Below are 13,244 nucleotides of genomic sequence, written 5' to 3'. Positions count from 1 at the left end.
ATAACCTAGCCATGAAATTATTGTGAGTAATCCAACCGAAACTGCCTTTTTAAAGCTTGTCAACCAGCATAAAGGTATCTTATACAAAGCCTCGCGGATCTATGCAGATTCTGTAGAAGACCGGGAAGATCTGCAGCAGGAAATCCTTATCCAGCTTTGGAAGTCTTATCAGAATTTCAAAGGGAACAGTGAGTTCTCAACCTGGATGTATCGGGTTGCCATTAATACTGCCATCACCTATTTAAAAAAGGAAAAGCAGAGATCCAATAACCATACAGATACTCCTCATCATTTTGAAATACTGCAGGAGGATTACAATCCCACAAAGGACAGGCAGCTGGAAATTTTCTACAGCGCTGTTCAGGAATTAAATTCCTTAGAAAAAGCCGTCATATTTTATTTCATGGAAGGAATGTCACATAAAGAAATCGGAAACAATTTGGGGCTCAGCGAAGGCAATGCCCGCGTAAAACTCAACAGAACAAAAGAAAAAATACAGCAAATCATAAAAAAATCAGGCTATGAATTTTGATCAATTAAAAGAACAATGGAATAAAGAAGACAGTGATGTCCATATTCCTGATACCATAGAACAATTAAAAGAAAGTAAGCATCCTATAGAAAAGATTCAAAAGAGTATGAAGAAGGAATTTCCTGCACAGGTTCTTTCCATCATCCTTATTGGTTTCTTCCCGATGCTATTCCAATTTCCGTCTTCACAGTATACCATTTATTATATATCTTATGCTTTATTGGTAGTCGTATCCTGTTATTATTTATTCGGATTTTATCAATTTTACAAACAGACGGAGCTTTACACAGGAAACACAAGAAATAGTCTTTGGAAGATCTACCACGAACTCAAATTAAATATGGAAAGATACCAGTCATTTGGATTTTTGTTACTTCCCCATTTTCTAATAACATTAGGTTTAGTAGCATATAATCTTTTGGAAAAAAAAGGTGAATCGTTGGCGGATATTAGCCATAAACATCAAATATCTCTTATTTTATTAGTATTGATAGGTGTTCTTTCTGTTGTAGCAAGTATTATTTTATGGACAAAATATTTTTACGGACCTAGCGCCAAACAATTGGAAAAGATCCTGAATGAAATGGAAGAATAACATTCTAAAAACCTATTACAAAAGATTTTACTACAACCTCGGACCTTGTCTGAGGTTTTGTTTTTTAAAAAATCGTTATTTATCATCTTCAAATTTATCTGAGGTTTTATTTTTCCGTAAATTTGCAGATCAGAAATAAATCATTATGGATTTCATCCGCTATATGACCTTCTGAACGATAAAAATTCTGTAATATGCTATCAAAAATAAATCCAACACAAACTAACAGCTGGAAAGCACTTGATGAACACTTCGGTGGAAATGACTTTGATCTTAGAACTCTTTTCCAATATAATCCGAACCGTTTTAATGAGTTTTCCCTGCAAAAGGACAACTATCTTTTTGATTATTCTAAAAATTTAATTGATTCAAGAACGAAGGATCTTTTATTACAACTGGCTGAAGAAAGCCAGCTAAAGGATGCCATTTCCAGAATGTTCTCCGGTGATAAAATCAATGAAACAGAAGGAAGAGCTGTGCTGCATACAGCATTAAGAGATTTTTCAGACCGCGAAATTCTTGTGGATGGCGAAAATATCAAACCACAGATCAAAAGGGTTCTTGATCATATGAAATCTTTTTCTGAGAAAATCATTTCAGGAGAACATAAAGGTTTCAATGGAAAAGAGATCACAGATGTAGTAAACATCGGGATCGGTGGATCAGACTTGGGTCCTGTAATGGTTTGTTCAGCTTTAAAGCATTTTAAAACAAGATTAAATGTTCACTTTGTTTCCAATGTGGACGGAAATCATATTGCAGAAGTGGTGAAAAACTTAAATCCTGAAACCACTTTATTCATCATTGCTTCCAAGACTTTTACGACTCAGGAAACAATGACGAATGCAAACTCAGCAAAGGACTGGTTCCTGAAGGCTGGAAAGCAGGAAGATGTAGCAAAGCATTTTGTAGCTTTATCTACTAATATTGAAGAAGTTAAGAAGTTCGGAATTGCAGAAGAAAATATTTTTGAGTTCTGGGATTGGGTAGGTGGAAGATATTCTCTTTGGAGTGCTATCGGATTAAGCATCGTACTTTCTGTAGGATATGAAAACTTTGAGCAGCTTTTAAAAGGTGCTTTTGATACTGACCAGCACTTCCAGACTGCCGATTTCTCTGAAAACGTTCCCGTATTAATGGGACTTCTGGGAATCTGGTATCGTAATTTCTATGCTGCAACAACGTATGCCATCTTACCTTATTCTCAATACCTGGACAGATTCGCAGCGTATCTTCAACAGGGAGATATGGAAAGCAACGGAAAATGTGTAGACAGAAACGGTGAATTTGTAGAATATGAAACGGGACCTATCATCTGGGGAGAACCAGGTACAAACGGCCAGCACGCATTCTATCAATTGATCCACCAAGGTACAGAGTTGATTCCGGCAGACTTTATTGCCTATACAAAAAGTCCGAATAAAGTTTCTGATCATCAGGATAAATTATTAGCTAACTTTTTCGCTCAGACTGAAGCACTAGCTTTCGGGAAACTGGAAGAAGAAGTTGAAGAGGAACTTAGAAACGCAGGAAAGTCTGATGAAGAAATAGACAGACTGATCAATTTCAAAGTCTTCCATGGAAATACACCCACTAACTCTATATTATTCAAAGAATTAACTCCTTTTTCATTAGGTCAGCTGATTGCTTTATATGAACACAAGATTTTCGTTCAGGGAGTTATCTGGAATATTTTCAGCTTTGACCAGTTTGGAGTGGAATTAGGAAAAGTATTGGCCAACAAAATCCTTCCTGAGCTTGAAAACAATGAGGCAATAAACTCTCATGACAGCTCCACTAACGGATTGATTAATTACTATAAGGAAAACAAATAGTAAGTAAAAAGAAAGTAAAAGTAAATCTATAAAGTAAAAAAGTAAAAATGGCAGAAATTCTTGATGGACTTAAAGTATCCAAGGAAATTAAAGCAGAGATCAAGGTTGAAGTAGAAAAGATTCTCGCAAGCAAAAGAAGAGCACCTCACTTGGTGGCTATTCTTGTAGGAAACAATGGAGCAAGCAAAGCCTATGTAAACTCTAAAGTAAAAGATTGTGAGGAAGTAGGATTTCAATCCAGCTTAATCAAATTTCCAAGTACAGTTTCGGAATCTGAACTATTGGAAAAAATTGACGAGCTTAATAAATCTAAAGCAGTTGACGGATTTATCGTTCAGTTGCCTTTACCGGACCAGATAGATCAGGAAAAGATCATCAACGCAATTGATCCAAGAAAAGACGTGGATGGTTTCCATCCTGAAAACTTCGGAAAAATGGCGCTTGAAATGGATACTTTCTTACCTGCTACTCCTTTCGGTATTTTAACATTACTGGAAAGATATAATATTGAAACCAAAGGAAAAGACTGTGTAATTATCGGAAGAAGTAAAATTGTAGGAAGACCTATGAGTATCCTGATGGGAAGAAAAGATTTCCCTGGAAACTCTACCGTTACCCTTACACACTCTTATACGAAAGACATTGAAGAATATACGAAAAAAGCAGACATTGTAATTACGGCTTTGGGAGATCCACACTTCTTAAAAGGAGATATGATCAAAGAAGGAGCTGTAATTGTTGACGTGGGTATTACAAGAGTAGATAATGACTCTCCAAAAGGATATTACCTTGCAGGTGACGTAGATTTTGACAGCTGTGCGGCTAAAGCAAGCTGGATTACTCCGGTACCTGGAGGAGTAGGCCCAATGACAAGAGCGATGTTGATGAAAAACACCATCATTGCTTACAAAACTTCGGTCTATAACGACTAATTTTAAGATGAATAAAGAAGAAGATATTTTATTAAAAGAAGGTAAAATGCTCCCTGTAATGGAGCATTTTTACACTTTACAAGGAGAAGGAGCACACACCGGAAAAGCCGCATACTTTATCAGGCTGGGAGGTTGTGATGTAGGATGTCACTGGTGTGATGTAAAAGAAAGCTGGAATCCGGAACTCCATCCTCTGATGAATACAGTAGAAATTGCAGAAACTGCTGCTAAACATTGTAAAACCATTGTCCTGACTGGTGGTGAACCTCTGATGTGGAACTTAGATATACTTACTTCCCGATTGAAAGAGCTGGGATGTACAGTACATATTGAAACCTCGGGAGCTTATCCTATGAGCGGACAGCTGGACTGGATTACCCTTTCGCCAAAGAAAACAGGACTGCCTAAAGAAGAGATCTATCAAAAAGCTCATGAACTTAAAGTAATTATTTTCAATCAGCATGACTTTACGTTTGCACAGGAACAGGCCTCAAAAGTTTCTGAAAACTGCAAGCTCTATCTTCAAAGTGAATGGAGTAAAAGAGATGAGATGTATCCTAAGATCACAGATTTCATCCTGGAGCATCCGGAATGGCAGGCGTCAGTTCAGACTCACAAATATCTGAATATCCCGTAAAAAAACTTAAATTAGCAGGGATTATCCGCTATATACCGATAGATGCAGAGAATTCGATACTCTAGATACCTGAAATCGATCATTATGTTGCTTGACCTCATGGTTATTGCATCTATCTTCATATTCTTTTTTATAAGCAGAAACGAAAGTTTAAAATACCATAAGGAAACCTGGTATCAGAATATTTTTTCTCTGATTCTGTTGTTTTTGTTCTGGGTGCTTCTAAGCGGCAGGACAAAAATATACAACATTCCGAGGAACCTTACGTATACGTTGTTTCTTGAACGCCTTTTAATCCACTTCCTCTTTTTTATACTTGGTGTACTGCTTATAGGAAAGGTAAGTAACAATGTATTTTTCAATTCGGATATATACTGGCTCTCGCTATATCTTTTCATTTTTATCTTCCTTGTAAAGTCATTGGTCTATTTTGCGATCAAGTACTTACGTTCCCTTGGAGCTAACTACAGGAATGTCATGTTTTTAGGAGACAGCCACTCTATAGAGATCCTGAAAAACATTTTCACAGACCGTAAAGACTACGGATACAGAATATTTGAATACGAAAATTCTGATATCAATAGTCATGAGCTGGTTGCTTTCTGGAAAAAGAACGGGATCCATACCTTATTCTTATCTATGGAAAACTCCTACGGTGAATGGATTCAGAATGAGATTTTCAAATTGGCGGAAGATAATAAGATTCATATTTCACTTATTCCAAGTATCACACAAAGCGATTTTTTCCTGTATGATCTTGGGTATATACAAACCCAGCCGGTCCTTAACCAGGCAAGATATCCTCTAGATTATTATTCTAATTTTATAATGAAAAGGACGTTTGATGTTTTGTTTTCTATTATTATACTGGTTTTTATCTGTTCGTGGGTATTCCCGATCATTGCGGTTTTAATCAAGGCAACTTCCAAAGGTCCCGTATTTTTTCTTCAGAAAAGGTATGGTTTCCATGAAGAGGTTTTCAATTGTTTTAAATTCAGAACAATGGTTGTAAATGATGAATCAACAACCAAAACCACATCAATAAATGATTCAAGAATCACCAAAGTAGGTAAGTTTTTACGAAAAACAAGTCTTGATGAGCTTCCACAGTTCATCAATGTACTGAAAGGGGAAATGTCTGTGGTAGGTCCGCGTCCTCATATGCTCTCCGTAGATAATTATTATAAGCCAAAAATAGGGAGATACAGTTTAAGAAGTATGGTAAGCCCCGGTATCACAGGATTGGCACAGGTAAACGGGCTTCGCGGTGACTTCGGAGATGTGGAAGTAGAGATGAAAAAACGGGTTCTGGCCGATGCTTTCTATGTAAGAAACTGGAGTTTTATCCTTGATCTGGTGATTATTTTAAAAACCGTTTTCCTGGTGATAGGCGGAGATAAAAATGCAAAATAAAGAACAGGGCCAAACCAATATTGAAATAATTTTAACACAAAACCAGGCTTTAGTCTTCTTTCCGACTGTAGCCCAATTCAATAAAAAAGTCTAATTTAGCAGTATGTTAAAAAAGTTTTTCACAGCAGTAGGGGAATACATGATCCTCTTGGGAAAATCCCTGCAGAAGCCTCAGAAAATGAGGGTTTTCTGGAAGCTGTTCATGAGAGAAATTAATGATTTGGGAGTAAATTCTTTCGGACTTGTCATCTTCACATCCATATTCGTTGGAGCGGTAGTGGCTATTCAGATGTTCAACAACTTTGATGCTTCTTCCTTTCCTATTCCGCCCTCATTTGTAGGATATGCTACGAAAGCGGTTTTGGTTTTGGAATTTGCCCCTACCATTATCAGTCTTATTCTGGCAGGTAAGGTAGGTTCCTATATTGCGTCAAGTATTGGAACAATGAGAGTTTCCGAACAGATTGATGCATTGGACATCATGGGAGTAAACTCACCCAATTTTCTGATATTTCCTAAAATTATTGCCTGTATGCTGTTTAATCCCCTTCTTATTGCTATCAGTATCGTATTCGGTATTGGTGGTGGATATATTGCCGGGATTTTAACAGGAAACTGGACAGAAAATGATTATATCGTTGGTATTCAAATGTATATGCCGAATTTGTTTATTTACTATGCATTTACCAAGACTATCGTTTTCGCTTTTATTATTGCAACGGTTCCTTCTTATTTCGGATACAATGTAAAAGGAGGATCCCTGGAAGTAGGTAGAGCAAGTACGCAGGCAGTGGTATGGACAATGGTATTCATTATCATTTCTGAATTAATTTTAACCCAATTAATATTAAGCTGATGATTGAGGTAAAAGATCTTAAGAAAAGTTTTGATGATGTTGAAGTATTGAAAGGAATTTCAACTTCATTTGATAAAGGAAAAGTAAACTTGATCATTGGGCAGAGTGGTTCCGGTAAAACCGTTTTTTTAAAAAGCTTATTGAATGTTTATATGCCGTCCTCCGGAGAAATCCTATTCGACGGCAGAAATGTAAATACCATGAACAGGGAGGAAAAACAGCATCTCCGTTCAGAAATCGGGACCGTATTCCAGGGAAGTGCATTATTTGACTCCTTAACTGTGGAGGAGAATATTATGTTCCCTCTTGATATGTTTACCAATCTTACCTACAGAGAAAAAAAGAAAAGGGTTTTTGAAGTAATAGGAAGAGTACATCTTGACAAAGCGGAAAGAAAATATCCTTCTGAAATTTCGGGAGGTATGCAGAAAAGGGTGGCAATTGCCAGAGCGATTGTCAACAATCCTAAATATCTGTTCTGTGATGAGCCCAATTCCGGACTGGATCCATATACTTCAAAGATCATTGATGATCTTCTTTATGAGATCACCAAAGAATATAATACCACCACCATCATCAATACTCACGACATGAACTCTGTAATGACGATTGGCGAGAAAATTGTATACCTAAGACTGGGAATCAAAGAATGGGAAGGGAATAAGGACATCCTGATTACCGCAGGCAATAAAAATCTGATTGATTTCGTTTATTCTTCAGAACTGTTTAAAGAGCTGAGAGAATATTTACTTGAGAATAATAAAACGATTGAAACGACAAATACAAAAATAGACGATAATGAAAAAGGTACTTAGTATAGCGTTAATAGGATTTTCAATGTGGGCTTCTGCACAGATTTCACTGGCAGGGAAAGCTAACTTAATTTTTCCTACCGGCTCCCCTTCCTGGTCTAATATTAAAGGAACAGTGAATGATGCCATTGACGGAACAGGTAAAAACAATGTAGGGTTCAATGTCGGACTTTCATTAAAAGTGGGTCTTCCTACTTCATTGTTTGTGATGCCGGAGATCTATTATACTCACTTCAAAAATGAGTTTACTACAGAGAACACTACTTTTGATGTTAAAAGCAACCGTATTGATGTTCCGGTTCTTTTAGGATACAACCTTCTGGGGAATATGTTAGGTGTTTTTGTAGGACCTGTTGGAAGTTTTAATTTAAATAAAGACAATACTTACAACGATTTCAAAGAAAATGCTAAAAATGACTTTACAGTAGGTTATCAGTTCGGAGCACAGCTTGAAATCAAAAAGCTAATTGTAAATGCAAGATATGAAGGAGCTTTCAGTAAAGATGAAAGAAACTTTATCAACAGAGTTTCCGGTTCGGAAATCAGATATGATAACAGACCTAACCTGTTTATGGTAGGTTTAGGATATAAATTCTAATTTAATATCGAAATAACAACTTTAAACCCTCAAATTAAATTTGAGGGTTTTTATTTTGTTCTTCAAGTTCAGCCTGGCGTTTTGCAATGTCTGCAGCCTGTTTTTCAAGCTCTTCCTTGTCTTTCTGCAGCTGTTTGAATTCCTTTTTCTTCTGTTCCGCTTTTATAGCGCTTCCTTTGCTTACATACCCTACCATTCCTCCAATGATAAGCCCTATTCCTACTCCTGCCATTACTCCCATAATGTGAGAAATTTTTATTTGTTCTACGGCAAAATCAGTAGTTAAATAGAAAAGTAATGCAGAAACAGCCAAAAGTATAAGTCCGGTAATTGATAAACTCTTCATAATATTGTGTTTAGGTGGTTACATAAAAAAGCCTTATCAAATTTACTAAAAATTTAATAAGGCCTTATTCAAGATTAAAATTCTAATTATAATTTTCCTCCCGCAGCCTTATAATATTCTAAAGCTTTCGGAAGATCTTTATTGATATCTGAAATTCTTGTTTCCGGATTCGGGTGGGTGGATAAGAATTCCGGCTGTCTTGCTCCTGTAGAAGCTGCTTCCATTCTGTTCCAGAAAGGGATTGCCGCTCTCGGATCATATCCTGCCATAGACATCAGGTAAAGCCCCATTTCATCTGCTTCAGATTCCTGACCTCTTCCGTATTTCAATAAAGCGACCTGTGAACCAATAGGATATACCTTCTGGAAAACACTCGCCCATTGTGAGTTTGAAATTGTTCCTCCCAGGATAGCTCCTCCGTACTGGGCTACCATTGCCTGAGAAATTCTTTCGTTTCCGTGGCCTGCCAGCGCGTGAGAAACCTCATGTCCCAATACTACTGCAAGTCCGTTATCGTCTTTTGTTACCGGTAATATTCCGGTATAAACGGCTACTTTACCACCAGGCATACACCAGGCATTCAGTTCACTGCTTTGCAGAAGATTAAACTCCCAGCTATAGTTGGCAAGATCTGCTGATCTTCCTATACTCTGATAATATCTTTCTGCTGCACTTTTAATTCTGTTTCCTACATTTACCACTCTCTTTGCATCTGCCGTACCGGTAATCACCTTACCTTTAGACAATGTCGTCTTATATTCCTGCGAAGACATTGTTAAAATTTCCGAGTTGTTGGCCAGCTGTAAAGACGATCTTCCGGTAATCGGGTTTGTAGTACAGGCAACAGCCGACAGAGCAATAGCTCCCATTCCTAATAGATGTGTAACTTTCATAGTTTGAGTGTTAATAATTCAACCTTAACAATTTTTATTCCAAAATATTTCAGAAAGAATATATTTGCATACATTTTGCTGTTTAAATGTAATAATTATCTCATTATGAAAAAGTATATTTCTTTACTAATGATTTTTGGATTCCTGTTCTTATTTCAGAGCTGTGCTTCACAGGGTTCATTAGACTCGAAAACAGTGGACTTATTAATTGATTCTCAAGAATTTACATTCCATGCAGAAAGAGCTAATCCTACGAACTATGATGTTATCAATGTCATGAATTCAATGCCTAATGCTACGGCAACGAGAATATTGAATCTGAATGGCGATTATACTATTGACGTAAGTAAAAATACACTGGATGTAGTTCTTCCTTATTTTGGAAGACTGTTCAATCCAACCTATGGAAATACAAGCGATAACAGCTACAGATTTACTTCAAAAGATTTTACAGTAACTAAAACTCAGAATAATAAGGGAAAATGGACTTTAAAGTTCAAACCAAAAGATGTAAAAACCGTTGATGAGATGAATATTGAGATCTTTAAAAACGGTAAAGCCTTCGTTTCTATGAGAAGTAATGACAGACAGCCGATTAGTTATGACGGCTACATCTCTAAAACTGAGATAAAACAGGAAAAAGAAAAGCCTTAATCCCTGTTTTCATTCGATAAAAATTTTTCAACAAATAATTTTGCTTCAGTGCTTGGATTGGAAACCATCGCTGAAGCATTTTTTTTGTGCATATGATAAGCTTCTTCTACTGCATTGCTCTTTTTCATCAGAGATAAAATATATTCCTGAACCCAATATTCGAATCGCTTTTCTGCCTGCTGAACCCGGATTTCTTCAAAACGTCCGTTTTTCTTTTTCAGATCAATAAACTCGAAAATTGTATCATAAACGTCCTGTAATCCCTCGTTATGTAGAGCTGAACCTAATAAAACAGGAATTTTCCAGCCTTTTTCTTTAGGAGGAATAAAATCCAGGGCTCTTTTTAATTCCAGTCTTGTATTTTTTGCTTTCTGAAGATTGTCCTGATCTACTTTATTGATGAAAATAAGGTCTACCATTTCCATGATTCCGCGCTTTATTCCCTGAAGTTCATCTCCGCCTCCAATGATTTTAAGGAATAAGAATACATCGGTAATATCAGCAACAAGGACTTCTGACTGCCCTACTCCAACGGTTTCTATCAAAATATAATCATATCCTGCTGCTTCACAGATCATCATGGTTTCAAAAGTAGTATTGGCTACTCCGCCCAGAAAACCTGAACTTGGGGAAGGACGAATGAAAGCATTTTCTTCTTTGGCCAATTCTTCCATTCTGGTTTTATCTCCCAGAATACTTCCTTTATTGATTGCTGAGCTGGGATCAATAGCGAGAACGGCTACTTTTTTACCCTGTGCAATCACCAACCGGCCGAAGTTTTCTATAAAGGTAGATTTTCCGGCTCCCGGAACTCCTGTCACTCCTACTCTCACAGAGTTTCCGGTATAAGGCATAATCTTCTTCAGAAGGTCTTCTGCCTGTACCCTGTGTTCTGCTTTTTTACTTTCAACCAATGTAATAGCTTTTGCAATCAGGCGTTTGTTTCCTGACTGTATTCCGTCTATTAGCTCTTCTGTAGAAAATTTCATTGATTCAAAATTAATAATTAAAATGGGAATGGTCAATAGCCTGCTTACAATGATGAGGCAAAAGGCTTAAATTATCTTCATTCGGGATTGCCGATTTTACGTGAATTTAATTTTTATTTCTTCTAAATTAAAACTAGAACGCCCCTATATCAACGGCTTAAGGAATTTATTACATTTGTTATATGTCAAAAAGAAGAAACATGAAAAAACTCATCGCTGCGGCTTCGTTTACTGGTATTCTGCTGGTTTCCTGTACGCCGAAAGCTGCTACATCCACTGCTGCTGCAGGTACTTCAACATCTACTGCGGAACAGATTGCTCAGGGGAAAACTATTTTTGAAAACTCTTGTGGAAGATGTCATAAATTACCTGATCCTGCTTCACACAACCCTGTACAATGGGTAGGAATCATGAATTCTATGGCTCCAAAGGCAAAATTAACGGATGAACAGCACCAATGGGTTTATGATTATATTGTTTCTGTGAAGAAGTAATCATCAAATAAAAATAGGATATGAAAAAATTCATCTTAACCGGTATCGCAGCATCAGCATTTCTGGTATCCTGCGGACCAAAAAGTGTGGCTGTAACAGGGCCAAAGTATACCTCATCTGAGCAGCTGGCGCAAGGAAAAACCATTTTTGAAAATTCCTGTGCAAAATGCCATAAGCTGCCAGAACCAACGAAACATGACGACAAGGGATGGATCAACACATTAAGCAGAATGGCTCCAAAGGCTAAACTGAGCGATGACCAGCATCAAATGGTGTATGATTATCTGATCTCTGTGAATAAAAAATAAGACTGCCTCAAAATTGTCATTCTGAACGAAATGGAATGGAGTAAAGAATCTCTTATTGATGATTACTAACAAGATTCTTCCTTCGTCAGAATGACAAAAGTCAAATGATTTGATCTTTGAGACAGTCTTATTATCTTTAATTATAAGTCGAAAACAGATTATTCTGTCTTTTTTATAGTTCGGTTTCTGGTTATCTTTCCTTTGACAAGTTTCTCTCTATCTTCAAGTATTTCGAGGGCTGCACGGTTGTAAGCAAATTTTTTGGCTTCTTTAAGGGTTCCTAAGGCCTGTTTATACTCAAAATTTCTTTCCTGCAGAAGAGAGAGACAGTTCAGAATTTCCGATTTGTCAATTCCTATTAATTTTAAAGCGAATTCAATTAATTTTTCAGCTTCTTTATAATCTTCATTATTCAAAAGACATTCAATGTAATATTTAGGCGTATTGATATTTGCGATATTATTCTGCATAGCTTCATCAAAATATTTCTTTGCCGTTTCATAATCTTTCAGTTCTTCGGAATATACTCTCCCCATCAGACAAAGGCTGTCTGCATCTTCTGGTTCGTAAGACAGGGCATAGTTCAGAGCATCCATACATTCAGAAAGATTGAATGGAAAGTAGTCTAATGCTTCAAAATAATATTTACTTTTAGTTAAGGTCATTGCTGTAGTTTTTAAGGTCATTTTTCAAGGCATTCCTTTGTTTTTTGAATGTCTTGTTTTCGTAATTCTTTTTAAAATCTGTTCCTGAAAATGTCCGGACGGGATTTCCACGTTCTACCTGCATCTGAAGAGACCAGGTTTCTTTCAGTTTTCTTTCCAACTGTTGGATATAAGCTGACATTACCTTTTCTTTTAATCTGATAACAGAAAGTTTTTTATTCTCCAGCTGCGAGCGTGAGTCCTGTACAAACACTGTTTCTTTGGTCAGAATATGAGTAGCACGCACCGCTGTATTCACTTTGTTTACATTCTGTCCTCCGCTTCCCTGACTTCTCACTGTTTGAAATCTGATATCTTTTTCATTGAAATCAATCATTTTTACATCATCTAATTCAAAAATTCCGATAAACCAATTGCTTCTTTTGTGCAGTTTCCTGAATGTGCTTTTTCCTATCCAGCAAACAGTTCCCAACCAGTTTTTAAGAAACAGGTTTATCTCTTTTCCTTTTAAAAGCAGGGTTACTGATTTTAATGTAAGGTTTTCATCACCGTTTTCGCGATGAACGATTTCGTACTCTATTGTATTTTGTTTGGCCTCTTCAAGAAAGGTCTTCAGAACCTTTGCAGCAACCCACTGACATTCTAAAGGCCCTCTTCCTGAAGTGATCTGTATTAATTTTTCCAT

The 13,244-nt window shown here is 36.8% G+C and carries 17 protein-coding genes; 12 read left to right on the top strand and 5 right to left on the bottom strand.

The window, feature by feature from the left end; genetic code table 11:
- The first annotated feature begins 22 nt into the window (after positions 1 to 22).
- The 9 genes from FN817_RS16050 to FN817_RS16010 all read left to right on the top strand — a co-directional run bounded on the left by FN817_RS16050 (position 23) and on the right by FN817_RS16010 (position 8,210).
- Positions 23 to 532: an RNA polymerase sigma factor gene (locus tag FN817_RS16050; RefSeq protein ID WP_142718827.1), complete on the top strand. Its 510-nt coding sequence runs from the start codon at positions 23 to 25 to the stop codon at positions 530 to 532.
- Positions 522 to 1,127: a hypothetical protein gene (locus tag FN817_RS16045; protein WP_142718826.1), complete on the top strand. Its 606-nt coding sequence runs from the start codon at positions 522 to 524 to the stop codon at positions 1,125 to 1,127. Before FN817_RS16050 ends, FN817_RS16045 begins: the two co-directional genes overlap by 11 nt.
- Before the next feature lie 194 nt (positions 1,128 to 1,321).
- Complete coding sequence (gene pgi / locus FN817_RS16040) at positions 1,322 to 2,962, top strand: glucose-6-phosphate isomerase (RefSeq protein ID WP_142718825.1); 1,641 nt, start codon at positions 1,322 to 1,324, stop codon at positions 2,960 to 2,962.
- A 47-nt stretch (positions 2,963 to 3,009) separates the two neighbouring features.
- The gene (locus tag FN817_RS16035) at positions 3,010 to 3,894 is read left to right on the top strand and encodes a bifunctional 5,10-methylenetetrahydrofolate dehydrogenase/5,10-methenyltetrahydrofolate cyclohydrolase (protein ID WP_142718824.1); all 885 of its coding nucleotides are present in this window, start codon (positions 3,010 to 3,012) and stop codon (positions 3,892 to 3,894) included.
- A 7-nt stretch (positions 3,895 to 3,901) separates the two neighbouring features.
- Positions 3,902 to 4,531, top strand: coding sequence for a 7-carboxy-7-deazaguanine synthase QueE (locus FN817_RS16030; protein WP_142718823.1), 630 nt, complete (start codon positions 3,902 to 3,904; stop codon positions 4,529 to 4,531).
- 42 nt (positions 4,532 to 4,573) lie between these two features.
- A complete protein-coding gene (locus FN817_RS16025; protein WP_142718822.1) occupies positions 4,574 to 5,944 on the top strand; it encodes an exopolysaccharide biosynthesis polyprenyl glycosylphosphotransferase in 1,371 nt (456 codons plus the stop codon).
- Between the two features lie 103 nt (positions 5,945 to 6,047).
- Positions 6,048 to 6,800 (top strand): MlaE family ABC transporter permease, encoded by a 753-nt coding sequence (locus FN817_RS16020; protein WP_047381748.1) that lies wholly within the window; start codon positions 6,048 to 6,050, stop codon positions 6,798 to 6,800.
- On the top strand, positions 6,800 to 7,615 hold the full coding sequence (locus FN817_RS16015) for an ABC transporter ATP-binding protein (protein WP_047424627.1): 816 nt from the start codon (positions 6,800 to 6,802) through the stop codon (positions 7,613 to 7,615). Before FN817_RS16020 ends, FN817_RS16015 begins: the two co-directional genes overlap by 1 nt.
- Positions 7,599 to 8,210: an outer membrane beta-barrel protein gene (locus FN817_RS16010; protein WP_047377301.1), complete on the top strand. Its 612-nt coding sequence runs from the start codon at positions 7,599 to 7,601 to the stop codon at positions 8,208 to 8,210. The genes FN817_RS16015 and FN817_RS16010 overlap by 17 nt, the downstream gene beginning before the upstream one ends.
- Positions 8,211 to 8,244: 34 nt before the next feature.
- On the opposite strand, the gene FN817_RS16005 is transcribed toward FN817_RS16010, so the two are convergent.
- Together FN817_RS16005 and FN817_RS16000 are read right to left on the bottom strand one after the other, a co-directional pair.
- The gene (locus FN817_RS16005; RefSeq protein WP_047424626.1) at positions 8,245 to 8,556 is read right to left on the bottom strand and encodes a hypothetical protein; all 312 of its coding nucleotides are present in this window, start codon (positions 8,554 to 8,556) and stop codon (positions 8,245 to 8,247) included.
- A gap of 86 nt (positions 8,557 to 8,642) precedes the next feature.
- Positions 8,643 to 9,449: a M48 family metallopeptidase gene (locus FN817_RS16000; protein WP_142718821.1), complete on the bottom strand. Its 807-nt coding sequence runs from the start codon at positions 9,447 to 9,449 to the stop codon at positions 8,643 to 8,645.
- Between the two features lie 105 nt (positions 9,450 to 9,554).
- Between FN817_RS16000 and FN817_RS15995 the strand changes: the two genes are divergently transcribed.
- Positions 9,555 to 10,103, top strand: coding sequence for a DUF4251 domain-containing protein (locus FN817_RS15995; protein ID WP_142718820.1), 549 nt, complete (start codon positions 9,555 to 9,557; stop codon positions 10,101 to 10,103).
- On the opposite strand, the gene meaB is transcribed toward FN817_RS15995, so the two are convergent.
- Complete coding sequence (gene meaB / locus FN817_RS15990) at positions 10,100 to 11,092, bottom strand: methylmalonyl Co-A mutase-associated GTPase MeaB (RefSeq protein ID WP_142718819.1); 993 nt, start codon at positions 11,090 to 11,092, stop codon at positions 10,100 to 10,102. The genes FN817_RS15995 and meaB overlap by 4 nt on opposite strands.
- Positions 11,093 to 11,292: 200 nt before the next feature.
- Here meaB and FN817_RS15985 point away from each other — a divergent pair, with 200 nt between their 5' ends.
- A complete protein-coding gene (locus tag FN817_RS15985; RefSeq protein ID WP_142718818.1) occupies positions 11,293 to 11,586 on the top strand; it encodes a c-type cytochrome in 294 nt (97 codons plus the stop codon).
- 20 nt (positions 11,587 to 11,606) lie between these two features.
- The gene (locus FN817_RS15980; protein WP_047424621.1) at positions 11,607 to 11,894 is read left to right on the top strand and encodes a c-type cytochrome; all 288 of its coding nucleotides are present in this window, start codon (positions 11,607 to 11,609) and stop codon (positions 11,892 to 11,894) included.
- A gap of 158 nt (positions 11,895 to 12,052) precedes the next feature.
- On the opposite strand, the gene FN817_RS15975 is transcribed toward FN817_RS15980, so the two are convergent.
- Together FN817_RS15975 and prfH are read right to left on the bottom strand one after the other, a co-directional pair.
- Positions 12,053 to 12,559 (bottom strand): tetratricopeptide repeat protein, encoded by a 507-nt coding sequence (locus FN817_RS15975; protein ID WP_142718817.1) that lies wholly within the window; start codon positions 12,557 to 12,559, stop codon positions 12,053 to 12,055.
- Entirely contained in the window at positions 12,546 to 13,244 is a 699-nt protein-coding gene (gene prfH, locus FN817_RS15970) for a peptide chain release factor H (protein ID WP_142718816.1), read from the bottom strand. Before prfH ends, FN817_RS15975 begins: the two co-directional genes overlap by 14 nt.

This window comes from Chryseobacterium rhizoplanae (assembly GCF_900182655.1).
Classification (GTDB): domain Bacteria; phylum Bacteroidota; class Bacteroidia; order Flavobacteriales; family Weeksellaceae; genus Chryseobacterium; species Chryseobacterium rhizoplanae.
Note: the sequence above shows the minus strand (reverse complement) of the source record. Positions and strands in the feature narration are given on the sequence as shown.

Bases quoted from the DNA above. Each gene is read 5' to 3' on its own strand.
- FN817_RS16045 (WP_142718826.1), top strand. From the start codon at position 522: ATGAATTTTGATCAATTAAAAGAACAATGGAATAAAGAAGACAGTGAT.
- pgi (WP_142718825.1), top strand. From the start codon at position 1,322: ATGCTATCAAAAATAAATCCAACACAAACTAACAGCTGGAAAGCACTT.
- FN817_RS16035 (WP_142718824.1), top strand. From the start codon at position 3,010: ATGGCAGAAATTCTTGATGGACTTAAAGTATCCAAGGAAATTAAAGCA.
- FN817_RS16030 (WP_142718823.1), top strand. From the start codon at position 3,902: ATGAATAAAGAAGAAGATATTTTATTAAAAGAAGGTAAAATGCTCCCT.
- FN817_RS16025 (WP_142718822.1), top strand. From the start codon at position 4,574: ATGCAGAGAATTCGATACTCTAGATACCTGAAATCGATCATTATGTTG.
- FN817_RS16020 (WP_047381748.1), top strand. From the start codon at position 6,048: ATGTTAAAAAAGTTTTTCACAGCAGTAGGGGAATACATGATCCTCTTG.
- FN817_RS16015 (WP_047424627.1), top strand. From the start codon at position 6,800: ATGATTGAGGTAAAAGATCTTAAGAAAAGTTTTGATGATGTTGAAGTA.
- FN817_RS16010 (WP_047377301.1), top strand. From the start codon at position 7,599: ATGAAAAAGGTACTTAGTATAGCGTTAATAGGATTTTCAATGTGGGCT.
- FN817_RS16005 (WP_047424626.1), bottom strand. From the start codon at position 8,556: ATGAAGAGTTTATCAATTACCGGACTTATACTTTTGGCTGTTTCTGCA.
- FN817_RS16000 (WP_142718821.1), bottom strand. From the start codon at position 9,449: ATGAAAGTTACACATCTATTAGGAATGGGAGCTATTGCTCTGTCGGCT.
- FN817_RS15995 (WP_142718820.1), top strand. From the start codon at position 9,555: ATGAAAAAGTATATTTCTTTACTAATGATTTTTGGATTCCTGTTCTTA.
- meaB (WP_142718819.1), bottom strand. From the start codon at position 11,092: ATGAAATTTTCTACAGAAGAGCTAATAGACGGAATACAGTCAGGAAAC.
- FN817_RS15985 (WP_142718818.1), top strand. From the start codon at position 11,293: ATGAAAAAACTCATCGCTGCGGCTTCGTTTACTGGTATTCTGCTGGTT.
- FN817_RS15980 (WP_047424621.1), top strand. From the start codon at position 11,607: ATGAAAAAATTCATCTTAACCGGTATCGCAGCATCAGCATTTCTGGTA.
- FN817_RS15975 (WP_142718817.1), bottom strand. From the start codon at position 12,559: ATGACCTTAACTAAAAGTAAATATTATTTTGAAGCATTAGACTACTTT.
- prfH (WP_142718816.1), bottom strand. From the start codon at position 13,244: ATGGAAAAATTAATACAGATCACTTCAGGAAGAGGGCCTTTAGAATGT.